The sequence below is a fragment of the Nocardia brevicatena NBRC 12119 genome (assembly GCF_000308495.1).
In the GTDB taxonomy this organism is placed as follows: Bacteria; Actinomycetota; Actinomycetes; order Mycobacteriales; family Mycobacteriaceae; genus Nocardia; species Nocardia brevicatena.
On the sequence record NZ_BAFU01000003.1, the window covers coordinates 20598 to 42231 of the forward strand.

The 21634-nt window shown below is 66.2% G+C and carries 31 protein-coding genes and 1 tRNA gene; 20 read left to right on the forward strand and 12 right to left on the reverse strand.

All coding sequences use genetic code 11. The features are described from left to right. The first annotated feature begins 508 nt into the window (after window positions 1-508). Window positions 509-721, forward strand: a complete 213-nt coding sequence (locus ON20_RS32685; protein ID WP_157228632.1) for a hypothetical protein — start codon at window positions 509-511, stop codon at window positions 719-721. 28 nt (window positions 722-749) lie between these two features. On the opposite strand, the gene ON20_RS00770 is transcribed toward ON20_RS32685, so the two are convergent. From ON20_RS00770 to ON20_RS00795, 6 genes are all read right to left on the reverse strand, one after another. Continuing rightward, on the reverse strand, window positions 750-1136 hold the full coding sequence (locus ON20_RS00770; RefSeq protein ID WP_040832872.1) for a VOC family protein: 387 nt from the start codon (window positions 1134-1136) through the stop codon (window positions 750-752). 10 nt (window positions 1137-1146) lie between these two features. Further along, window positions 1147-1824: a helix-turn-helix domain-containing protein gene (locus tag ON20_RS00775; protein ID WP_245546915.1), complete on the reverse strand. Its 678-nt coding sequence runs from the start codon at window positions 1822-1824 to the stop codon at window positions 1147-1149. 227 nt (window positions 1825-2051) lie between these two features. Further along, window positions 2052-2657 carry a TetR/AcrR family transcriptional regulator gene (locus ON20_RS00780; protein ID WP_051161343.1) on the reverse strand — a complete coding sequence of 202 codons (606 nt, stop codon included), beginning with the start codon at window positions 2655-2657 and terminating at the stop codon, window positions 2052-2054. Window positions 2658-2744: 87 nt separating this feature from the next. Next, window positions 2745-3461 (reverse strand): maleylpyruvate isomerase family mycothiol-dependent enzyme, encoded by a 717-nt coding sequence (locus ON20_RS00785; protein WP_051161326.1) that lies wholly within the window; start codon window positions 3459-3461, stop codon window positions 2745-2747. Between the two features lie 72 nt (window positions 3462-3533). Next, window positions 3534-3902: a very short patch repair endonuclease gene (locus ON20_RS00790; RefSeq protein ID WP_040832896.1), complete on the reverse strand. Its 369-nt coding sequence runs from the start codon at window positions 3900-3902 to the stop codon at window positions 3534-3536. A 318-nt stretch (window positions 3903-4220) separates the two neighbouring features. Beyond that, window positions 4221-5354: a DNA cytosine methyltransferase gene (locus ON20_RS00795; RefSeq protein ID WP_040832897.1), complete on the reverse strand. Its 1134-nt coding sequence runs from the start codon at window positions 5352-5354 to the stop codon at window positions 4221-4223. A gap of 280 nt (window positions 5355-5634) precedes the next feature. Here ON20_RS00795 and ON20_RS00800 point away from each other — a divergent pair, with 280 nt between their 5' ends. Continuing rightward, complete coding sequence (locus tag ON20_RS00800; protein ID WP_051161345.1) at window positions 5635-6150, forward strand: putative glycolipid-binding domain-containing protein; 516 nt, start codon at window positions 5635-5637, stop codon at window positions 6148-6150. Here ON20_RS00800 and ON20_RS00805 read toward each other — a convergent pair. Beyond that, window positions 6123-7103: a prephenate dehydrogenase gene (locus ON20_RS00805; protein WP_040832873.1), complete on the reverse strand. Its 981-nt coding sequence runs from the start codon at window positions 7101-7103 to the stop codon at window positions 6123-6125. The two genes, ON20_RS00800 and ON20_RS00805, sit on opposite strands and share 28 nt — an antisense overlap. A gap of 58 nt (window positions 7104-7161) precedes the next feature. Between ON20_RS00805 and ON20_RS00810 the strand changes: the two genes are divergently transcribed. The 3 genes from ON20_RS00810 (at window position 7162) to ON20_RS00820 (ending at window position 8291) form a co-directional block, all read left to right on the forward strand. After that, window positions 7162-7701, forward strand: coding sequence for a tRNA adenosine deaminase-associated protein (locus tag ON20_RS00810; protein ID WP_040832874.1), 540 nt, complete (start codon window positions 7162-7164; stop codon window positions 7699-7701). A 19-nt stretch (window positions 7702-7720) separates the two neighbouring features. Beyond that, a complete protein-coding gene (locus tag ON20_RS00815; protein ID WP_040832899.1) occupies window positions 7721-8155 on the forward strand; it encodes a nucleoside deaminase in 435 nt (144 codons plus the stop codon). 45 nt (window positions 8156-8200) lie between these two features. Next, window positions 8201-8291, forward strand: a tRNA-Ser gene (locus ON20_RS00820). An 87-nt stretch (window positions 8292-8378) separates the two neighbouring features. Here the strand turns inward: ON20_RS00820 and ON20_RS00825 are convergent. The 3 genes from ON20_RS00825 to ON20_RS00835 all read right to left on the reverse strand — a co-directional run bounded on the left by ON20_RS00825 (window position 8379) and on the right by ON20_RS00835 (window position 10738). Further along, window positions 8379-9449: a tyrosine-type recombinase/integrase gene (locus ON20_RS00825; protein ID WP_051161347.1), complete on the reverse strand. Its 1071-nt coding sequence runs from the start codon at window positions 9447-9449 to the stop codon at window positions 8379-8381. A 70-nt stretch (window positions 9450-9519) separates the two neighbouring features. Then, the gene (locus ON20_RS32690) at window positions 9520-10122 is read right to left on the reverse strand and encodes a helix-turn-helix domain-containing protein (protein WP_306306809.1); all 603 of its coding nucleotides are present in this window, start codon (window positions 10120-10122) and stop codon (window positions 9520-9522) included. Window positions 10123-10459: 337 nt separating this feature from the next. After that, a complete protein-coding gene (locus ON20_RS00835; RefSeq protein WP_040832875.1) occupies window positions 10460-10738 on the reverse strand; it encodes a hypothetical protein in 279 nt (92 codons plus the stop codon). A gap of 16 nt (window positions 10739-10754) precedes the next feature. Between ON20_RS00835 and ON20_RS00840 the strand changes: the two genes are divergently transcribed. From ON20_RS00840 to ON20_RS00880, 9 genes are all read left to right on the forward strand, one after another. Further along, window positions 10755-10943, forward strand: a complete 189-nt coding sequence (locus ON20_RS00840; protein WP_040832876.1) for a hypothetical protein — start codon at window positions 10755-10757, stop codon at window positions 10941-10943. Next, window positions 10940-11263 (forward strand): hypothetical protein, encoded by a 324-nt coding sequence (locus ON20_RS00845; protein WP_040832877.1) that lies wholly within the window; start codon window positions 10940-10942, stop codon window positions 11261-11263. Before ON20_RS00840 ends, ON20_RS00845 begins: the two co-directional genes overlap by 4 nt. Beyond that, complete coding sequence (locus tag ON20_RS00850) at window positions 11260-11622, forward strand: hypothetical protein (protein ID WP_040832878.1); 363 nt, start codon at window positions 11260-11262, stop codon at window positions 11620-11622. Before ON20_RS00845 ends, ON20_RS00850 begins: the two co-directional genes overlap by 4 nt. 104 nt (window positions 11623-11726) lie before the next feature. Continuing rightward, complete coding sequence (locus ON20_RS00855) at window positions 11727-11960, forward strand: hypothetical protein (protein WP_051161330.1); 234 nt, start codon at window positions 11727-11729, stop codon at window positions 11958-11960. Then, the gene (locus ON20_RS32695; RefSeq protein ID WP_051161332.1) at window positions 11957-13603 is read left to right on the forward strand and encodes an AAA family ATPase; all 1647 of its coding nucleotides are present in this window, start codon (window positions 11957-11959) and stop codon (window positions 13601-13603) included. The genes ON20_RS00855 and ON20_RS32695 overlap by 4 nt, the downstream gene beginning before the upstream one ends. Then, on the forward strand, window positions 13600-13911 hold the full coding sequence (locus ON20_RS00865) for a WhiB family transcriptional regulator (protein ID WP_051161334.1): 312 nt from the start codon (window positions 13600-13602) through the stop codon (window positions 13909-13911). The genes ON20_RS32695 and ON20_RS00865 overlap by 4 nt, the downstream gene beginning before the upstream one ends. 107 nt (window positions 13912-14018) lie before the next feature. Continuing rightward, window positions 14019-14234, forward strand: a complete 216-nt coding sequence (locus ON20_RS00870; RefSeq protein WP_040832879.1) for a hypothetical protein — start codon at window positions 14019-14021, stop codon at window positions 14232-14234. Further along, on the forward strand, window positions 14227-14688 hold the full coding sequence (locus ON20_RS00875) for a hypothetical protein (RefSeq protein ID WP_051161336.1): 462 nt from the start codon (window positions 14227-14229) through the stop codon (window positions 14686-14688). The genes ON20_RS00870 and ON20_RS00875 overlap by 8 nt, the downstream gene beginning before the upstream one ends. A 126-nt stretch (window positions 14689-14814) precedes the next feature. Next, window positions 14815-15657, forward strand: a complete 843-nt coding sequence (locus ON20_RS00880) for a phage major capsid protein (protein WP_040832880.1) — start codon at window positions 14815-14817, stop codon at window positions 15655-15657. Window positions 15658-16089: 432 nt separating this feature from the next. Here the strand turns inward: ON20_RS00880 and ON20_RS00885 are convergent, their stop codons facing one another. Further along, the gene (locus tag ON20_RS00885) at window positions 16090-17289 is read right to left on the reverse strand and encodes a helix-turn-helix domain-containing protein (protein ID WP_040832881.1); all 1200 of its coding nucleotides are present in this window, start codon (window positions 17287-17289) and stop codon (window positions 16090-16092) included. Between the two features lie 168 nt (window positions 17290-17457). Between ON20_RS00885 and ON20_RS35980 the strand changes: the two genes are divergently transcribed. The 5 genes from ON20_RS35980 (at window position 17458) to ON20_RS00900 (ending at window position 19395) form a co-directional block, all read left to right on the forward strand. After that, the gene (locus ON20_RS35980; RefSeq protein WP_157228633.1) at window positions 17458-17628 is read left to right on the forward strand and encodes a hypothetical protein; all 171 of its coding nucleotides are present in this window, start codon (window positions 17458-17460) and stop codon (window positions 17626-17628) included. A gap of 24 nt (window positions 17629-17652) precedes the next feature. Further along, window positions 17653-17991 carry a hypothetical protein gene (locus ON20_RS00890; RefSeq protein WP_040832882.1) on the forward strand — a complete coding sequence of 113 codons (339 nt, stop codon included), beginning with the start codon at window positions 17653-17655 and terminating at the stop codon, window positions 17989-17991. 59 nt (window positions 17992-18050) lie between these two features. Further along, window positions 18051-18224 carry a hypothetical protein gene (locus ON20_RS35985; RefSeq protein ID WP_157228634.1) on the forward strand — a complete coding sequence of 58 codons (174 nt, stop codon included), beginning with the start codon at window positions 18051-18053 and terminating at the stop codon, window positions 18222-18224. A gap of 513 nt (window positions 18225-18737) precedes the next feature. Continuing rightward, complete coding sequence (locus tag ON20_RS00895; protein WP_040832883.1) at window positions 18738-18989, forward strand: type II toxin-antitoxin system Phd/YefM family antitoxin; 252 nt, start codon at window positions 18738-18740, stop codon at window positions 18987-18989. Next, window positions 18982-19395 (forward strand): type II toxin-antitoxin system VapC family toxin, encoded by a 414-nt coding sequence (locus ON20_RS00900; protein ID WP_040832884.1) that lies wholly within the window; start codon window positions 18982-18984, stop codon window positions 19393-19395. The genes ON20_RS00895 and ON20_RS00900 overlap by 8 nt, the downstream gene beginning before the upstream one ends. A 399-nt stretch (window positions 19396-19794) precedes the next feature. Here ON20_RS00900 and ON20_RS33860 read toward each other — a convergent pair whose 3' ends face one another. Then, entirely contained in the window at window positions 19795-20571 is a 777-nt protein-coding gene (locus tag ON20_RS33860) for an ADP-ribosyltransferase (protein WP_083864429.1), read from the reverse strand. 229 nt (window positions 20572-20800) lie between these two features. Between ON20_RS33860 and ON20_RS40900 the strand changes: the two genes are divergently transcribed. Continuing rightward, a partial coding sequence (locus ON20_RS40900) for an IS5 family transposase (RefSeq protein ID WP_438803360.1) occupies window positions 20801-21634 on the forward strand: 834 nt, incomplete at its 3' end.

Sequence of the window (21634 nt, forward strand, 5' to 3'; positions counted from 1 at the left end):
AGTTGTCACAAGTTACCCAGATAACCCCGGACACGATGGAACTCCCATGGAGGCGTATCACCACCTCACACAGGAGTACGGGCACCGGCACGACCAGTGCGGATACGACGTATTCGACTCGTAATGAGCCGGTTGAGCGCGGGCGGCACCGCAGCGTGACGAAGGGCCAGGGCCGCGTGCCGGGGAGAGAGCCGACTTGAAGAGCCGTTACTTTGGCCATACAAACGCCCGCGCACACGCGCGGATTGCAGCGAACATCGCGCCATGGACTATCCCGTATTCCTCTCCTGCGCAACAACTTCAGTGAACAATCGCGGACACAGACGTACACACGGACGGATCAGAAGGTTAGGGGTTCGAATCCCTTCGGATGCACCCTTGATCAGAGGCCCTCTTTGATATCTCGAAAAGGGCCTCCAACTTTTCTCTGATACCGGTTCTCAACGATTCATCCACTCGGCTACCGCTTTGCGCTGTGCTCGAAGTCGGTTCCGGGTGCCCGGCAATCATGTCGCCCCTCGAGGACGAACTCGGCCCTACCGAGCATGGCCCGTGTGTCGACAGCCTGCGCCAGCAGATCAGCTTCCCCGCCACCCGGGACTCCATGCGCAGACTCACCGATTGGGGCGTGACCGTGCTCGTCGGAGACGAGGTTTACAGGCCGCACGAACCTGGCACCGGGGAGAACCGCATCCGCCGCTTTCCGTGGGGGACGGCATGAAAGCGTTCGCTTCGGCGAATTCCGTGACCTATCGAGATTCTCCGCTGATGACCCAGAGGTGGCCGAACGGGTCCTTCACCCTGCCCTGCCGTTTGCCATAGGGGCGGTTGCCGACCGGGATCACGAGCTCGGCCCCGTGCTTCACCATATGCTCCGCTGTCGCGTCGGGGTCCGACACGTTGAGCGTGAGCAGGACGGGCGACCCGCCTATTGATCCGGGATCGTTCCACCCCCACTCCTCGACACTCTGCGCCAGTGCGAAGACGACGGAGCCGAGGGTGAATTCGGCATGGTTCACCACACCGTGGTCATCGGCGACTCGGAGATTCAGCTCGGCTCCGAGGGCCTGGGTGTAGAAGTCGATCGCGGAGTCGGCGTCGGAAACCAGCAGCTTAGGGTACAGTTCGTTGCTCATGCCCCAATGATCACGGGGAGGGGCGACGCCGGCCTTGTAGATTTCGGCCCTCTTCGACGAGCCACGCGGTCGGCGTCGTGTCCATGAGGTCGCGGAACTCACGCACAAGGTGACTTTGGTCGTGGTAGCCGGATTCGGCTGCCACCTGCGCCCACGAAGCCGCGCCCGCGCCGGCACGGCTCACTGCGCACGCCAGACGCGCGACGCGGGAAGCGAATTTGGGGGTGATGCCCAGGGAGTGTCGCATCACGTCTCGCAATCGCCGGGGGCTCAGATGCGCGTCCCGCGCCAGTTCCTCAACCGATGTTGTCCCGCCACCGGCTTCGATCGTGACCAATGAGCGGAGGGCGTCTTCGGAGGCTCTGACGTCATCGGCCCGAGACAAGCGATCGAGGAGCCGAACACGTACAAGAGCCTCTTGGTGATCGACCGGGTGGTCCACCAACTCCTCACCCAGGGAGTTCACCCACGGTAGAACGGCATCGGCACTGACACCGCCCGCGTCCATCTCGCCCAGTGGCACTCCGGTGAGCCGCTGCAACGCCGAGGGCGACAACTCGACATAGACCGTCGGCTGCTGCGATCGCAGGGTCACGATCGGAGTCGCCACCCCGGGCCGCATCAACCCCGCCACAACCGCCTGGGCATTCCGGGCCTGCCCGTCGTAGTGAACCTCGATCGGGGGCACTCAGACCGATGACCAATCGAGTGGACAAAGCCGGGACGGCCCGATGCAAACGAGGCGGACCATCGTGGCCACTGACGGTCACCACGCCGATACCTGCGGTCCGACATGCCCGACGCAGTTCCATCCCGGCATTGTCACATCCCGGGGCGCGTCACACCGGAGCACAGCAACGTCCTGTGCGGCAACGGGGTCTGTGGAAGAGGTCTTCGTGTCTTTCGAGGTCGGCTTCAGCCGGACACGATGGGAACCAGATAGGTGCGGGCGAATTCGTCCAGGTCGGGGTCCGAGTCGAGGGGGACCACCCCGGACGGGCACAGGATCATCGAGTGCACCACCCGGCACAGCACCTCGGTTCGGTTCAGCAGGTCCGGCGGTTCGTCGAGCGCGCCGGCGTCGACGGCGCGGCACAGGGCCGAGTGGGTGGCCGCCACCGACATGGCGAACACCGGGCCGCCGTCGACGGTGAGTTTCTCCAACAGGCGGTCGGGTTCCTGTTCGAGCATCCGCTGCACGAGGGCGTGTTCCCGCCATCGGGTCATCACGGTGACGAAGATATCGGCGACCAGGTCCTCCAAGTTGTCGTGGCGGGTGGAGATGGCGTCCACCTCGGTGAGCACCGCCGCCACCTCGCGGCTGGCGACCGCCTGCACCACCTCGTCGCGGGAGCCGATCCGCCGGTACACCGTCGCCCGGTCGACACCGGCCTCGCGGGCGATGTCCTCGATGGTGGTTTTCCGCACGCCGAACTCACCGAATCTGATCAGGGCCGCGTCCAGGATGCGGGCCTCGATATTGTCGTGGAGCCCGTGTGGCGACGGAAACACTGCGGCCATGGTCACACACGCTAGCAAGGCTCACCACGTTGGGTTGCGGCCCAAGGAAAATGGCCTGGACGGATCTTGTCGGGGCGGTTGCGGGGCTCAGAGCCAGGCGGGTAGCGCGGGCAGCGGTTGGGGTAGGTCCTCGCCCTTGCCGCGGCCGGTGAGCCATGCCAGCAGCCGGGAGGCGGGGGCGGTGACGGTTCGGTCCGGTGTGCCGGAGCCCACGACCGTCTCGAAACCGGTGTCGGCGGCGTGGATTCCGAACGTTTCCTCCGCCGAAAGGCTCAGGCTCGCGGTGATTTCGGGTAGCAGCGTGTTCACGAAATCGGCGGGCCAGTCGGCCGGGGTGTATCCGGCGGCGAGGTCGACGTGGTGGATCTCGACCTCCAGCAGACGCATCCACGGCACCCGGGACGCGGGGATCGTCCGGCCCTGCCGGGTGCGGACCTCGGCGTTCCATTTCTCGATCGGCAGGGCCTTGGCCAGGCCGAGCAGGCGGTCGGCGGATTGCGCCAGGTCGGTGCGCTGTTCGGTGAGGGGACGCGGAGCGCCGGCCTCGATATCGGCGTCCCGCAGGGCGGCGTTGGCGTATTGCGGGGTCTCGATGCCGGTATGCGCCCACAGCAGAAGATTGACCAGGCTGTCGGCATTGCGGGACAGATGCGCCAACACGTGGCCGCGGGTCCAGCCCGGCAGCAGGGACGGCTCGGGGAGCGCGGCGTCGTCGAGGGTGTCGACGGTGGCCAGTAGGCGGGTGGTGGCGGCGGTCACCGCCGCCAGCCGGGTTTCGATGAACTCGGTGGTGTCGCTGGTCACGCTATGACAGTAGCGCCGTGGATACCGCGAACCGATGGGGCGCAGAGGAGGGTCGGGCGCGTGGGAATGTGGTCATCTGTCGAGAGCGGCTTGTACGCGGTCGGCGGCGAGTATCGCGTCCTCGTGTTCCCAGATGCGGATGACCTGCCAGCCGGCGGCGGCCAGGGCGGCATCGGTTTCGCGGTCCCTGGCAACGTTGCCGGCGAGTTTCTCGGCCCACCATTCGGCGTTGTTCTTCGGGTAGGTGGCGTGGTCGGGGCAGCAGTGCCAGAAACAGCCGTCCACGTAGACGGCGATGCGGCGGCGCGGGAACACCAGGTCTGCGCGTCGGCGCTGTCCGCGGATCGGGGCACGATCCACGAAATAGCGGATACCGCGGCGGTGCAGTTCGCGGCGCAGGACGAGTTCGGGTTTGGTGCCGGCGCGTCGCTGCCGGGACATACGGGCGCTGGTCACCGGGTCGGTGCCGGGCCGATAGCTTCGCGGACGGGGCTCCTGTCGGATCGGCGCCTCGTCCGAGTCGTGCGTGCCGTGTTCTTCCGTCATGATCCGGCGCTCTCCCAGGTCACGCGATGCCGCTGCTTCCGCCGGGGGCCGCTCGTACCGTGCTCGGCGGGCGCCTTCGTGGCGCCGCGCCGGCACCGGCCGCTCATCGGGCATACTCCGACTTTTCCATGGTTATGCGATACCCCGCTGCTTCCGCCGCGAGAAGCTCGCGCCGTGCCCGTCGGGCGACGTCACGCTGTCGGTACCGGCCGCTCATGCCGCCCACCCTCCCATGCGGACGAGGTGGGACTGCACATCGTCGAGGAATCCGTCGGGGAACCGTAGGGTGCCCATCCCGGTGCGGCGCAGGAAACCCGCGGTGGCGCGGGCGGAGAGCAGTCGGGCTTCGGTGAGGAAGTCGCTCAGGTTCTCGTAGGGTTCGTGCACGGGCCAGGTCGATACCGGCACGCCGTAAGCGTGGCCGGCGTGCCCCCATGCCGCGACCGGCCAGGGCTTGTCGGGGGGCAGCGGCCGGTCGTGGACGATCGGGTCGCCGGGTGCGCTCAGCCGGGCACCCACCCAGTCCGCCATCCGCACGCTCACCGCGTTGCCGACCAGTTTCCAGCGGTGGCCCTGCCGGAACCCGGGCACCTCCAGCGCCGGCGCTGTCCACCCGGGGTCGAATCCTTGTAACCGCTCACCGTCCGAAATCCCCGGGGTCACGATCTCACCGGAGGGCAGGCGCACCGCCGGTGGGCTGGCGATACCGAGACCGGAACCGCCCTTCAAGGTGGGGACCGCGTTCACCGCCCAGCCGAGCCCGCGCACCCCCTCCGTCCAGTAGAAACCGCACGGGTCGTGCTCCGGGGCGCCCACCGTGCGCGGCCCCGCGTCGTCGGCGAAGAGCACCGGGCGCGGGTCCTCGGTACGTGAGGCCAGCATGAGCACCCGGTTGCGGCGTTGCGGCAGTCCGAAGGAGCGGGCGTCGACCACACGGTAGGCCCAGGTGTAGCCGAGTTCCCCTAGTGCGTCGGTGATGTGGCGCATGGCCGCGCCGCGACCGAGTTGCAGCATGAACGGGACATTCTCGATCAGCAGCCAGCGCGGGCCGCGTTTGCGCCGGACCAGCCGGAACACCTCGTCCACCAGGCCCGAGCGGGAGCCGGTGATTCCCGCGGTACGCCCGGCCTGGGACAGATCCTGGCAGGGGAAACCGGCCGCGACCAGCTCGGTTCCTTCGGGTAGCGCACGCAGCCGGGTGATGTCCGGGTGCAGGGGTGTCTCGGGGAATCGGGCGGTGAGCACGGCCTGCGCGCCGGGTTCGATCTCGCACAGCAGTTCGGTCCGCCAGCCGTGCCGGGAAAGACCGAGCTCGAGTCCGCCGATCCCGGCGAACAGCCCCACCATCCGTGCGCCCGCCACGAGATCCTCTCCTCATCCGGCCCGACCACCGAAAGGCAGGTTACTCGAGCCGGGCACGGGCCCGATAATTCTCCGGCGTCGGGGGTGGCGCCGGGTCGACGGGTGCCGCCACGGCTCGTGGGCGAACATCGGCTACGGGCGCCCCCGTGTCGCTTACGGTATAGATGTGACAGATGTGAGCGACCAAGCCTTGGGCCCGCAGTACGGCTCGGCGCCGGCGCGCTGGCCGGCGATTCTCACCTGGCGCGCGCACGATGCCACCCGCATGGAGTCGGTCCGGGTGACACTCAGCGGCAACCGTATCCGGGCCACCGGCCGCATCATCGGCGGTGGATGCGCCGAACACCCGGCGTTCAGCGCGTCGTACGACCTGGTCACCGATGAGAACGGCGCCACCAAACGGCTATCGATGCGCAGTACCACGGCGGCGGGGGAGCGGCATGCCTCGATCGCGCGGGACGGGGAGAACTACTGGATGGTCGACGCCACCGAGACGCATATCCGGTCCACCTTCGGTGGAGCGTTGGATGTGGACGTGGTGCTGAGTCCGTTCTTCAACACGCTGCCGGTGCGCCGTTTCGATCTGCAGCACGCCGTGGAGGATGTGCAGGTCCCGGTGATCTATGTGCGGCTGCCGGAGCTGACCGTGCAGGAGGCGAGTCTCACCTACAGCAGCGGCAGCGACGGGATCAGCGTGCTGTCCCCGGTTTCCAGCGCGACCCTCACCGTCGATCCGGACGGTTTCGTCCTCGACTATCCGGGACTGGCCGAACGTATCTGATCCGCGGCCGACCGGGTGATCACACCGCCGCGGTGTCCGGCCTCCCGCAGCCGCTCCAGCCAATCGCCGCGGCCCGGATCGATATCGGTGATCGCCCACCGCCGCGCCGATTCGTAATTCGCCCGCGCGGTGTGGCCGGTCGCGGCCAGTTCCGCGAGCGAGGCGTCGGCGGCGAGCGTGTCACGGGCTGTTGACAGGACGGACAGGGTTTCGTCCAACACCTCCAGCAGGGCAGCGCTGTTCGGTTCGCAGATGGCGCGTACCAGTTCCGGGGCGGTCGCGGCGACGCGAGTGCCGTCGCGGAACGAGCCCGCCGCCAATCCGAGCGCGAGCTCGCCTCCACCGGCTCCCGCCAGTGCCAGCGCCTCGGCCAGGACATGTGGCAGGTGCGAGACGCGGGCGACCGCGCGGTCGTGTTCCTCGGCGACCACCGGCACCACCACGGACCCGCAGTCCAGGGCCAGGCGCACGACCCGGGTCCACGGCCCCGGCCGGGTTCCCTCGTCCACCCCGACGGCCCAGGCCGCGCCGCGGAACAGGTCGGGATCGGTTGCCGACCAGCCGGAACGTGCGGTACCGGCCATCGGGTGGCCACCCACATAGTTCTCGGCCAGGCCGTGTCGCCGTACGGCCGCCGCGACCGGGGCCTTCACGCTCACCACATCGGTCAGCGCACAGTTGGGCGCGGTGGCGGCCACGGTGGCCAGGATCGGGTCGACGGCGGGCATCGGCACTGCCACCGTAACCAGCGCGTCGGTCGCTGCGGCGCGTTCCAGGGCGGCGATGGGATCGACGGTGACGTCGAAACCGTCCGCGCGGGCGGCGTCCGCGCCGGCCGCCGAACGATTGAACCCCCACACCTCGTATCCCGCCGCGGCCGCCGCGCGCAGCAGCGAACCCCCGATCAGTCCCACCCCGAGGACACAGAGCGCCGTTCGGCCGTCACCAGTCACCGGAACAGATTCGCATACGACTTCAACAATCGGCCCCCGGCCGACTACCGTTGCGCCCATGGCAGCTCAGCGCTCCGGCACGAACAGGGTGGCGTCGGACAACTACGACGACGTGGACGGGTTCGCGGTAGCCGTTATCCGGGAAGACGGTACCTGGCGGTGCAGTCCATTGGGCCCGGAAACGCTCACCAACCTATCCGCCGCCGAGAACGAACTCAAAGCTCTCCGCAGTTCTGGTGCGGTTTTCGGTTTATTGAACATCGATGACGAGTTCTTCGTCGTGGTCCGACCGGCCCCCAGCGGCACCCGCTTGCTGGTGTCGGACGCGACCGCCGCGATCGACTATGACATCGCAGCCGACGTCCTGGAGGCCCTGAACATCGAAATCCCCGATATCGATCCGGACGAACTGGACGAGATCGAACCGTGGGAGGAAGGCGATCTCGGTGTGCTCGCCGATCTGGGTCTGCCCGAACCGGTGCTCAGTGTGATTCTCTCGCAAACCGACCTGTACGCGGACGAACAGCTGGCCGAGATCGCCGAACGGCTCGGTTTCGCGAACGAGCTCTCGGCGGTACTGGACAAACTCTCCCGCTGAGGTGCTGTCCGAGACCGAGATGGTGCGGGCGGCGCTGGCCGCCGCCGCATCTGCCGACCCCCGGGATGTTCCGGTGGGCGCGGTGGTATTCGACGCGGACGGTCGCGAACTGGCCCGCGCCGCGAACGCCCGGGAGGCATTCGGCGACCCCACGGCACATGCCGAGGTGCTCGCTCTGCGGCGGGCCGCGCAGGTCCACGGTGACGGCTGGCGGCTGGAAGGTGCCACCCTGGCCGTCACCCTGGAACCGTGCACCATGTGCGCGGGTGCCCTGGTGCTGGCCCGGGTGGAGCGGCTGCTGTTCGGCGCGTGGGAACCGAAGACCGGAGCCGTCGGCTCGCTGTGGGATGTGGTTCGCGACCGTCGGCTCAACCACCGCCCCCAGGTCCGTGGCGGAATCCTGGAGGACGAATGCGCCGCCCTCCTCGACGCGTTCTTCCACGGTCGACGTTGACCAGCGGATTTAGTGATATCCCGCGGTTCCGGTATGGTTGTCCGCGGTGGCGTGTCCGAGCGGCCTAAGGAGCACGCCTCGAAAGCGTGTGAGGGGTAACCCCCCTCCGAGGGTTCAAATCCCTCCGCCACCGCCACAGCCCTTGGTCTGCAACCGCAGGTCAGGGGCTTTTTTCGTGCCTCATCGGGTCAGCGAGACCCGATTTCCCAACATTTTCCCAACATCAGGCCGCGTATGCGTCATGCATGAGCGCGGCGGCCTTGTCGAGATCGGAGTCGAACAGGTCGGCGTACACACGCAGGGTCACCGCCGGATCGTTATGACCGAGCATTCGAGCCAGCGCCGGCACGTTCACGCCCGCCGACACCGCCAACGAGGCGCAGGTGTGCCGGAGATCGTGTGGTGTGACCTGCTGGACCTTTGCGCGCTTGACCGCGTTCGTGAACCATCCGTCATCCGACTTCGGTCGTGGCAGGAACTTCTCCGCGTCGTCCGGGTGTGGAAACACGAGAGCATCACGTCCCTTGCCCTTGCAGACCTCTGCCAGCTCATCGAGCACGAACTTCGGCACCGGCACCGATCGGACTCGCTTGCCCTTGGTCTCGCCCACGGCGTGATCCACGCCGAGCTGCACGGCGTTGTCCGCGACGGTCAGGCGCCGGCGCAGGAATTCGATATCGCGGACACGTAGGGCTATCGCCTCACCCCAGCGCAGGCCGCAATAGGCCAGCACCAGGACGAGAACACGGTGCCGATTGGATTCCTTCGCGATCTTCGATACGTCGGCGGCCGTCAGATAGACGTGACGCTTCCTGGTTTTCTTGGGCAGGTTCTCGACGCCGCGGACAGGGTTGGTTCGGAGTCGCTTCTCCTTCACCGCTGAATCGAGCACACCGGCGAGTACGCCGTAGGCGCGGATGACGACGGTCGCACTGCATCCCCGCTCCACCATTTCGGCTATCCAGGTCTCGACGGTGCCGACATTGAGCGCGGCCTGGTCCCCGATCTGCACTGTTCCCCAGCGAGGTTTCACATGCACCCGCCACGACGATTCGAGGGTGCGGTAGTTCGACGGCGCGGTGTCTGCCTTCTTCCGCCGCAGCCATCCCGCCGAGCTCGGATCGGTGTCGGGACCTGCCGCGAGCTCGGCGATCGTGATACGCCCCAACGCCGGGTTGATGTACTCGCCATTCGCCTTCTGGACCTCGAGGTTGTGCTGAAACGCTTTGGCGTCGCGGATGGTTGAGAACGGCTTGCTCGGCCCGGGGTTTTTCCTGCCGGGCGCTCGGTACATCACGACATACCGTTTGCCCTTGGTTTTCGTTGCGTACCAGAAGATCCCAGGATGCTTGGTCTTGTTGTACCTAACGGCCGCCACGTCCGGACTCCTCCTGGTCTCCTTCTTCTGGTGCAACCACCCGGAAGACGTTGGGTGCTCCCGCAATGCCTTGAAAGCTGGGATTGCTGTTCATCTCGTACTGATCTCGAGCGGCTTGTATCCGATCGGATTTTCCGAGATTCGGATATGCGCGCTCCAGGAGCTTCCCGACCAGCAACGGCCGCTCGCCCCTGCCCCAGTCCCATACCTCCCACCCTGGCCGCATTTCGGCCCCCGTGATCGACACGACGTGTTCGGCGCTGGTGGGTGGGAGTAGCAGGGCGAGTGGGGTGCAGTTCAATGCCACTGCCAGGGCTACGAGGTCGTCCACATCCACCCGGCGGGCTCCGCGCTCGATCTCACTGATGGTGTTGTGTGCCAGCGGTCTGTCAGTACCGGTGAGTCTGTCCGACACATCGCGAAGCGTGAGCCCCTGCGTCTTCCGTATGCGCGCCACGTTGTGGGCAACCGTTTGTCCGGTCGGGCCGAGCTCAACTCTCCTTGTTCCCATTTTGCAGACTATAGCGGACTTGCTGAATTTTGGGTGAGGGTGTATCACTATGAGTGTGGTCGGGTTTTTCCCAATCATCTGCAAGATACGAACAGAAGGCGGCTCTCATGACCGACCGATCTCATCGAATGCCACCGGGAATGCCACTGGCGACACCGCAGGAGGTAGCCGAGTACCGGCGTACAACCGTCGCCGCTTTGGCTCAGGAGCGCTACCGAGGCGAAGGCCCGCCCTACATCAAGGCGGGTCGTCGAATTCTCTACGACTGGAATGGACTCCGAGAGTGGCTGTCCGCCAACACCGTTGGTGCGGCATGACCTCTGAAATCCCCAGGAACCAAAACGGGCCGGGAGCGGGTGCCACCGCTTCCCGGACCCAAGAGACCACCACACAAATCGAGGACTCAATGTCTACCTTAAACCCCGACTCCCGATTCCGTCCCGGCGACCGGGTGCGTATCGCCGAAATCGACCGCATCGGCCAACGCAGCGGCACCTATCGCACCGGCGTTGTCATCCCGGCGCCGTTCGATGACGGGTACTACCGCGTCCAGGTCGACGGCATCGGCCGGCCGATCGTTTTCGACGGCTTCCGGCTCGAACCGATCGCCGAGCAGGACGGGCCCACGGAGCTGGATCTTGTCCTGGGGGGACGTGATCGCCGCCCGCCGCGCGGCTGCGGAACGACTGGTCAAGGACGTACACCGGCATATGCTCGCCGCCCTCGAAGCCGGTCCCGATCCGCTTGAGGTGGCGGAACAGACCGGCATCGGCGCCTACCGAATGGGCGAACTGATCGACGGCGCGGAAGCCACGGTTTCGGAAGTTCTCGTGATCGGAATGACGCTCGGCGTCCGCCCGTCCGAGTGGTTCCGCGAGCAGCAGGGGGCGGCCCTGTGATCGCGCATACCACCGTGGCGCGCGTTTTCGGCGTCGAGCTCGAATCGCCGTTCGGAACGCTCGAACACCGGGGCGACTGGGTGAAGGTCGGCAGCGTCATCGTCTGCGACAACGGCCGGGTGCGCGTCGTCCCGCGGCATGGCGTCGACGGGGAGGCCGTCACGCGCCTTTTGGCCGTCGCCGAGCACATCGCCATCAGTGGCCGGATGGACGGCCCGGAATGGCGGTATCACCCCGCTCTCGGGTGGGTCGTCGGCGTAGTGGTCCGGGCGCATCGCTGCAACCAGGAGGCCGCCGAGCGTCAGGGGGTGCGGTTGTGACCCACCCTCACCCCGCCCCCTCTATCGGCCGTGCGGTCCGCTGCCCCAGCGACGCCCGAGCCGTCTACGAGCATCACACCGGCCCCGGTGCCACACCGGCGGATTACTCCGCTCTGGAGTGGTCGCACTCCATCATCCGGTCCCGGTACCGGATGGAGATGGAGATGGCGCTGTCCCAGCTGATCCCCGTGGTTCTGCGGGAAGGCGGAGAGCTCGCGGTCCTGTCGGCGGTGGATTCCTTCGCCGCCTACGTGGCCCGCATGGACGCCGCCCTGCGCCGAGACCTGGCCGGCGATCGGTGGACCGACACCGGCCGCGCCGCCGGTACCGACAAGACGAAAGGAGGTGCCGCGGCATGAGCGCGACACCGGATCGATTCATGGTGATCGGCGACGACGGGGTGCCCCGCGGCATCGTCGAACTCGCCGACCTGCAAGCCAACGCCACCCGGCTCATGTATTAGATGGCCGCCGCGGGCAATGATGCGGAGCTGGACCGGATCGGCATGGAATGGACGGCACGGCTGGATCCCGACGATTTCGGATACACCGCCGCGGCTGCGTTGTCGTTGATGGTGCGGAACATCGTGGCGCCGTTGCTGGAAGTGGTCGACGAAGCGCTCCCGAATATCGGTATCCGGGCCAAGCTCGCCGAGTCCCGCGACCACGCCGAGGCCACCCTTGGCGGTGGTCGTTGACCATCGAACGCGAAGACACCCAGGGCGCGGCTACGGCTGCGCCCTCGGGCGCGTTGCCCGAACCGACCGCCCATTGCCCCCGGCATCCACGATTCGACCGTGACTGCCGTGCGTGCCACGACCACTACCGAGAGCAGGTCGACGCCGAACGGGTGGATCGGCCGAAGGTGCACGCGTTCAAGCAGCGCCTTATGCATGCCGGGCTCCTCGAGGCGGAGAAGGTGCAGCCGCTCCGTCCGGCAACCACCTTGCCTGCATCGAACCCCGGTGATCCCGCCGCCCTGCGCTATGCCCGGGCAGCCCTTCGCGACGAATGCGACAAGGTCGCCAACGCGGTGGAGGGCACGCGTAACGACACCCTCAACACCGCCGCGTTCTCCATCGGCCAACTGGTGTCGGCAGGCCACCTCGCTGAATCCGAAGCCCTGGACGCCCTCACCCAGGCCGCAAGGGTGTCGGGATTGCCGGAGCAGGAGATCGCCCGGACGGTACCGCGCGCCTTGCGTGAAGGAGGGCAGCACCCCCGGAGCGTGCAGCTCATGGCAGACGCACCCCGGGATGCATCCCATATAGGGGTACGGGTGCACCCCGAACAGGAAAACCCCAGTTCAGAGGGAAATGGTTCACAGCGTGCACCCCGAGTGCACCCCAAGTCGGAAAACGGTCACGGGTTCACCCCGGATGCACCCCGGGTGCACCCCGACTATTACGACATCGCCGCAATGCTGGACGGCACCCTGCCCGAACCGCCGTTTCCAAACGTCTGCCTTCGCGACGACGGGGTCGGCCTGTTCTACCTCAGCCAATTCAATGTGCTGTTCGGTGACCCCGAGTGCGGAAAGACATTGGTGTGCGATCACACCACCGCCGAGGTACTCCGCGCCGGCGGTAGCGTCCTGCGCTTGGACCTCGACCACAACGGCCCGCAATCCACCGTGGCCCGGTTGATCGCACTCGGCGCACCGATAGAAGCGCTGCGCGACCCCAGCCGGTTCCTGTACGTCGAGCCGGAGGATCGGGTGCACATGGATCTGATCGTGGCGCACATGAAGGAATGGCGGCCGGACCTGGTTGTCCTCGATAGCCTCGGCGAGCTCCTGCCGATGTACGGCAGCAACAGCAACAGCGCCGACGAATTCACTGCTTGCCACTCCCGAGTCATCAAGCCGCTGGTGATGGTCGGTGCCGCTGTGATCGGAATCGACCACCTGAGCAAGGGCTCCGACTCCCGCGCCTACGGCCCGACCGGGACCGCAGCGAAACGGCGCGTCCTCGGCGGTACCTCGATCCGGGTCAAGGTTGATGTGCCCTTCACCCCGGGCAAGGGCGGCAGCGCGTATCTGTCCTTGCACAAGGACCGGCACGGCGGACTCCGCAAGCACTGTCCGGTAGGTGACCGCGAGCCGCTGATCGGCAAGTTCGTGCTGACCGAAAACGACACCGGCCTGTCCGCGATCGTCCGCGCTGCCAAGGAGTTCGACCGCAACCCCGAAGAGTCCGCACCGGCCGAGGATCTGGCAGCCATGGCCGAACTCGACCCGCCCCCGAAATCGGCGCGTGAGGCCAAGGAGCGTCTGCACTGGCGTGACGAACGCGCACGCACGGCGTTCAAGGCGTGGAAGAAACAGCAGGGGGCAGCATGAGCCGCCGCACCACCGGAGGGTTCCCGGCCGTGGTCGAACTGGCCGCCACGCTCGCCGACGACCGGCTCATCGGTGCCAACTGCGTTGGCCTGGCGCAGATGTTCGACCCGCGCGCCCAAGGCGAAGCCGACGACGATTACGCCTATCGCCTGGCCGCCGCGGAGAAGGTGTGCAACCGATGCCCTGTCCGATCGGCGTGCGATGTGGTGGCCGGCGAACTGGCCGGGGCAGCCATCGGGGTATGGGCCGGACAGGTCCGCGGTGCCCACAAGCCGCGTGGACGGCCCAGGAAGACGGACGCGGCATGACCGGACCCTGGGGGGTGACCCCCGGAGGGCCCGTCCCGCCTCCTCCGGCATAGGCGAGTCCTCCCCCCGACCACCCCCCGGCCCCCCGACCCTCAGGAGATACCGACATGGGAGCAGAGCAGGACCCCGACCGGGACGGTTGGCCCGAGTACCACCGTGCCCCGCGCGACGTCGTACCCCGCCCACCGAAGCCGCCCGACGACATCCCCGAGGGCATGGCCGAAGTCGTCCACTACGAGATCACCGCTGACGGCATCGAGCGCGTCGCCGAACACGTCTACGTCACCGCCCCCTACACCGGAAGGAACACCGACCATGAGTGACCAGCCCACCACCGACCCGACCGACGCCGAGGTCCCCGCGGACGCGGCACCGGAGACACCCGACACCGACGCCGAGCAGCAGCCCGAAGGCCGGGAGGCAGCGAAGTACCGGCGCCGGCTCCGCGAGACCGAGACCGAGCGAGACAGCTTCCGCGAACGGGTGGCCGGCTACGAGCGTGCCGAAGTCGAGCGCCTGGCCGCCGAGATGATGGCCGACCCATCCGATTTGTGGGTGGCCGGAACCGAACTCGACAACCTCCGCGGCAAGGACGGCGCCATCGACGAGAAGAAGGTCCGCGACACCATCCAGGGCTTGCTCGAGCAGCGACCGCACTGGAAGCGGGCCCAGCGGACGCACACACCCGCCCGCGGCCTGAAATCCGGTGCGACGGGCCGTAGCGACACGCTCGGCACCGACTGGTCTCAGGCTTTCGCCCAGGCCCGCGGCGAGTAGCATACGAGGTGACACGGGTACGCCCGGCCCGGAGCCGCGGCCCGTGTCACGCTCGCCCCAGCGGGGCAACCGGAACGGCTGGTAGCCGCCCGGATCCCCTGTCCCGCTACCCCGAAGGCGAGCATCATGGCTCTCTACACCAGTGCATCCGGCATCGGTGGACTACTGCCCGAACAGATCCACCAGCTGATCGTCCAGCCCGTACAGCGCGATTCGATCGCGTTCCGCGTGACCACGGTGATATCCACCGACACCAACACCAGCAAGTTCCCCATCATCACCGCCGACCCGGCCGCCGAGTGGACGCCGGAAGGTCAGGAAATCACCCCGGACGACCAGGAATTCGACGAACTCGAGGTCACCCCGAAGAAGGTGGCCGGCCTCACCATCGTGTCCAACGAACTGGCCGCGGACTCGAATCCGGCCGCTCTCAACCTCGTTGGTGCCGGCCTGGTCCGCTCCATCGTCGCCAAGGTCGATAGCGCGTTCTTCGCCACCGCCACCGCCAACGGCCCCGACGGCATCGCCGGTACCGCGCACCAGACGGTAGACATCGGCGCCGGTGTCGCCAACACCGACGTGTTCGCCGAAGCCATCGCCAAGGCGGAGAACGTCGGCGCCACCCTCACCAGCTTCGTAACCCACCCGGACACCGCGCTGGAGTTGGCGACCCTCAAGGAGGCGACCGGCTCCAACAAGCCGCTGCTCGGCCCGGACCCGTCCGTGCCCGGCGCGCGGTCGATTCTCGGCGTGCCGCTGCTCACGTCCCCGTACGTCACCGGTGGCGATATCTGGGGCATCCCGCGGGCCGATTCGTTCACCGTGCTGCGCAACAACACCACGCTCGCCATCTCCGAGGACGCCTACTTCTCAAGCGACCGGGTAGGCGTGCGCGCCACGATGCGCGTGGCGTTCGCCTTCCCGCATGAGGCGGCCGTGGTCCGCATCGGCCAACCCGACGCCAGCTAACCCAACGGCACGCGACCCAGGGAGACACGGCAACCCCGTTCCCCTGGGTCGCGCCAACACATGAGAGGCGGCACACGGTCATGTTCTCCCGATGTGATCACCTGTTCTGGTCTGATCAGGACCGGCTCTACCTCGACAACAGCGACTACCTCGCAGCCGATGACGACCGGCGCCGACGCGACCGCTACAACGATGAGAGGCAGGTCCACCCGTTCTGCCGCGGCGGATAACGCTCTGACCTTGAAATAGGGGGCATGCCTCCCCGTGGCTCCGACGTGCCCCCTCCGGCGATGGCAAGGACCCCCCACGGGATTTTTCCAAACCGGGGGTGGGGCACACCCCCGACCACCCTCTGACCTGCCAGCCTTCGGCATTGCTGCTCCGGTCGGCTACGGGTCTGGGGAATCCGGGGTGTCGGCCGGATTGACACCCTCAGCTGATGCCGCACCAGGCAGCGAAGCCGCGCAAGGACTCCGTGCTCCGTGCCTCCTGCCGGGCCAGCACACGCACGGTCTCATGGACCATCGGGTGGTAGCGAGTCTGCGACGGCGCTATCTGCTTCGCTGTCTGCAAGGCATTCAGCGCGTTGGTCCGGTCGTTGTTCAGCAGGAACGCCCGCGCCAGGTCGATGTAGTGATGCCCGGCCCGGCCGCGTGGTGTGCCCGTGGGAATGACCAGCTTGCTCGCCCGGTTAATAGCCTCGGGCCCGTCGAGCATTTCCACGGCCAGCGCGGTCGACCAGATACCGACGTTCGTCGGACCGAACGTGATGATGGGGTCATTGTCGTGACCGATCCGCGCGGCAGCCTCCCGGGCCTCGGCGAGATGGGAGTCCGCGCCGTCACGGTTCCCGGATCTGGCCGCGGCCAAACCGGATTGCAGGTGCAGCCCACCCCACACCACAAGGTCACCCTCGGAGCCGTCGCCTACACGCGGTTCTACGGCCGCCCGGCAACGCTCGAGGAACGCCAGCGCGGTCGACCAGTCCCCCGAGGACGTGAGCACCAGGGCGCGGTGGAACTGGCTCGCACCGATCAGCACATCGTCACCGGATGCGGTGGCAGCCCACGTCATCCGCTCCACGGCCAGTGTCGCCAGGTCGGTGTATCCCAGCTTGTGTGCCAGACTCCGCGCCGACGAGTACAACTCGAACAGCAGCGAATACGCCCGTTCCTGCTCGCGGCCGTGAGTGCGGTGCACCAGGGCGCGGCCCTCGGTGAGCACGGCCGGCAGCTCCGCGGCGAGCCTGGTGAAGTTCGTTGCCCGCCGGTATTCCCGGATCCGATCCACATCGGCCGCTATCGCCTCGACGGGCCGGACCTCGAGGTCGACCGGATCGAGATCATAGGCGGCCAGTTCGGAGCGCAACACCGCGACGGCCGCGTGCACCTCGCCCTCAGCGGAATTCGTCACCGGGTACGGCTGTCCGAGCAGTGACGGCACGCTCACCTTCAACGCCCTGGCGCACGAACTGACAAACGAGGGCGACGCCGGCGCCCGACCCTGCTCCACCTTGCGCACCAGCGAGACGGACACATTCGCCTCGGTGGCAAGACGTTCCTGTGTCCATCCGGTGAGCTTGCGGGCCTCGGCCACCCGCTGCCCGATGCCGCGGTCGTGTTCCCTGCTCATAGTCCTCACATCCTGGCGTACCCCCTGACAACAGTGTGGCAAAACCTTTGACACCTCACAGCCTTTGCCGAGTTGAACCTGAAACCAGCACCCGGCGCCGGGTTGACTCCCCGACCGCCCCGGCGCCGAGTGCCTTCCAACAGCAGGGGACAACGACAGGGGCCACGCATGAGCCACGCCGAACCATCACCGTTGCCGGACCGGACGCCGATGCGCTCTCAGGCGATCGAAACCGCACTGACCATCTGGGAACTCACCGGCGCCCGCGTGGATGCCGACGCATGCGACGACGCGGAGTTACTCGAGCGCGTCGCCGAAGGCCTGAGGACCAGCGCATAACCGGGATGACAGGGGAACCGTAACGTGACGAAACCGAAGGCCCTCGGGTATCTCCGGAAAGACAAGTCCGGCATCCACCAGCAGTGGGACGAAGCCCAAATGCGCGCCCTGGCACAGCGGTTCGGCTACTCCTTGGCCAAGACGATCGTGTTCGGCGAGTTCACCGAGGATCCGGTAGGCGAACTGGTGTCGGCGGTGCAGCGCGCCGGAGCGGACGCCGTGTTTGTGCCCAGCCTCGAACATCTCGACGGCATCGCGCCGCGGTCGCTGGTCGCGGTCGCCGACGTGATCACCGTGAGCCCGCAGCACACCTACGCTCGATGGTCGACCGGTCAGCTACCCGCCGAGGTCGACGGGGCGTAGGGGTATCATCGGAAGCGGCATGGCGTGGCGCGGAATTCGATCCGCTGAAGGAGACCGTCATGCAGCCATTCACCGATTTCCGTATCCGCCGTCTGGCATTGCGCCACGGGTACCGTCTCACCGCCCATCGTGGACGCTACTTCCTGGTGGACCCGTCTACCAGTGCGGTGGTAGCGGGCCATCCGATCGGGTGGACGGCCGAGGAAGTCGCCGAGCACCTCGCGACATCCTGACCTGATCGGCCGTGGGGTACTCGCTCATAAGTACCCCCCGGCCGATCATCTTGCCGGCGCCGACAAAATCGCTGGTCGCTCCGCTTTCCGGCACCGGTCATGAGGTCCGAAATTCCCAACATTTTCCCAACAATCGACCTTGATCGAGCGTGATCGGGAGTGAATCACAGTGATGTAATTTCCCAGCTCAATCAGCATTTCCGGCCCTGACCTGCGGTGGCGGATAGGGTTCAAATCCCTCCGCCACCGCTTCCGCCCCTCATCTGTTCCGGCAGGTGAGGGGCTTTTTTCATCTCCGCGGAACGGCCGGAGGGTGCCGTGCCCACATTGTGTCCACACTCCGCTGGTGCGTACACCTTGCGCCTGGCCGGGGCGACCCTGCCCGAGTCGTCATCGAACGGGTCGGCGTAGGTGTAGCCCGGCCCTTCCGACTCGAAATGCCGGCCGCAGCCCGTTCCTGGAGCAGTCTGTAGCACTTTGTACATCAGGTAGCGGGATAGGTAGCCTGGGGTAATGAAAACGATCCGGCAACGCGACCTCCGCAACGACAGCGGCAAAGTCCTCGCCGCAGTCGAAGCCGGCGAAAGCTTCACTATCACCCGCAACGGCAAACCTGTCGCCGAACTCAAGCCTCTGACACGGCGAACCTTCGTGCCCATCGCCGAACTCGCCCGCACCAGCGCCCGCCTGCCGCGTATCGACTACAACGAGTGGCGTGCCGATATGGATGCGATGATCGACCAAGAGCTCCCTGATCGTGAGTGAACCCACCATCCCCCGGCACGTGCTGCTCGACACATCGGTCCTCATCGATTACCTCGAGGTGCAAACATCGTTGCCCGATGAAGCGGAAGCCGCCATCAGTGCGGTAAGCCTTGCCGAACTCGCCGCCGGACTGCACTCCACCAAAGACCCGCTGAAACAAGCCCAACGTCAGCTCCAGTTCCAGTGGGTCTCGAAATCGTTCAACCCCCTCGCGTTCGACGCCGAGACGGCCAACATATACGGGTCATTGGCTTTTCTCCTCGAACAGATCGGGCGTAAACCCCGAGGACGAGTGGCCGACCTCCAGATAGCGGCTACAGCAGTCCAGTACAGCTTGCCGCTGTACACCCGCAACCCAGATGACTTCAAAGGGCTCGGACCGCTGCTGAACATCGTCGCGGTGTAGAAACATTCGTCCGCCCGGTTCCGGCTCTCCCCGTACAAATCCCCTTACGTCCCCTCCGCTCGTCCCGGGGGCATAGCCGGAGCCCGGATGCGTGCGCGCTCTCTGGGATTTCCTCAGGCCACGGGCAGCTGGCCTGAGCCCGATCCGATAGGGTCCACTCACATATATGCGCTGGTCAAGCCGGGTAATTCGTAACATCGGCCGGCGTGGGGTTTACCGGCTTGTCCGGGCCGGTCGTCGGTGCTCGGCCGAATATGCCTATCGCGGTGGTGATAACGCCGGGGAAAGCAAGCGTCAGTTCGGCAAGGGCGGTGGTTCGGACTCGTGCTTGTTCGGCCCCGCAAGACGGATCCGTATCGTACCGTCACCGACATCGGCCCAGGTTGTGGCTTCTGTGATCTATATTTGAACCATATAGATCACTGTGCGGCCTTGTTGTGGATCAGACCTCCGGTCGATCACCTCGAATTGATCGCCGGGTCGAAACAGAACTTCATGCTCGCGGGGTGTATACGAATAAGGTGCGATATACTTTCCGGTTTTTGATATGATTCTGAACTCAACTTTTCCAGGAAAAGTCGCCTCTTCACCTGCGGTCGTGCTGGTGAATCTCTTCTCTGTAATGACCGCACCACGCTGGTAGCGGTCCAGCTCATCCGGTCGAAGATTGGTATCCCTGCGCACTATACCATGATAGTCGGGCAATTTGGAGAGAGCTCTTTGGAGTGCATCAACTCGATCTCTTTCTAAATCGGTTAGGGTTCCATTCTGCAGTGGTTTGTTCAACTCCATGTGGTGTGCGCCGGTGTACCGACTTATTATCCTGATGTCGGATTCGGTCAGACCGGGCGAATTTTGAACATTCCTTCGAATAGGGTCCACAAGCCGTAGTGCCTCGATTTCATCGTCGGTCAACAGTCGAGTGTTGTGCCGGCTGCGATCGGAGTCGATTCGGGCTGCGAATTCCTCGTCGCTGAAGCGAGGTTCCGTACCGATAGAGTCTCCGATATCGGAAACGCCGCTCTCGACATCGGTGATTTCATTGGCGGCGCCCTCGACTGTGTGACCGATAGACTTGGTGTCATGCGCAAGAAGCCCTGTCCATCTTGCAATGCCATCGCGCAGACGTTCGGTAAGTTCGGTCCATTTCCGCGCCAGCTCGCGTCCGATCAACAAGGTAACGCCGCTCTCGGCCCAATCTCGTAGGCTTCTTCTCGAAGCACCTTCGCCGCATCCGCTTGGTTATATAATCCTCGGCCGTAAGTCCCGCCAGAGGCGGGCCGAGGTGAGTTCGAAGCTTCCATCCGACGGTCTGTGTCCTTTTGTGTACTTGCGGTTAAGAGTTCCTAACAGAATTGTGGGGTAGGGCCGTCTACCCCGGTCGATGACCGGGTAGACGCGGTGTATGCGCAAGGGCGAGCGACCACCGTGGATCGTGCCGGATGACCTGTGGGAGCAGATCGAGCCGCTGCTGCCGCGTCCCGCGCCGCGGGTGAATCGGGCCGGCCGCAAGAGGTTGCCGGACCGGCAGGTGTTGTGCGGAATCTTGTTCGTGCTGCACACCGGGATCCAGTGGGAGTACCTGCCCCAACAGCTCGGGTTCGGTTCGGGGATGACGTGCTGGAGCCGCCTGGCCGAATGGAACGAGGCCGGAGTGTGGCGCAGGCTCCACGAGGTCCTGCTCGCCGAGTTGCACGCGGGCGACCGGCTCGACTGGGAGCGGGCGGTCATCTACTCCTCCCACGTGCGGGCGGCTCGACGCGGCCCAAAGCGGGCCGAGCCCGGTCGACCGCAGCCGGTCGGGCTCGAAACACCACGTCCTCGGGAGGGGCGGGGTATCCCCCTCGCGGCGTCGCTGACCGGGGGCAACCGCAATGATGTCACCGAACTGCTGCCGCTGATCGACACGGTGCCGGTGGTGCGCGGGCACCCCGCCGCCGACCCGTGCGGCTGTACGCCGACCGCGGCTACGACCACGACGTCTACCGTCGATTGCTGCGGGACAGGGGCATTCACCCGGTTATCGCCCGCCGCGGACAGCCTCACGGCTCCGGACTCGGTGGCATCCGCTGGACCGTGGAACGCACCATCGCCTGGTACCACGGCTTCAAAAGACTGCGCATCCGCTGGGAACGACGCGACGACATTCACGAGGCATTCCTCGGCCTGGCCACCTGCATCATCGTCCACCGACACGTTCACCGATTCTGTTAGGAACTCTTACACCGGCACAGCTCCT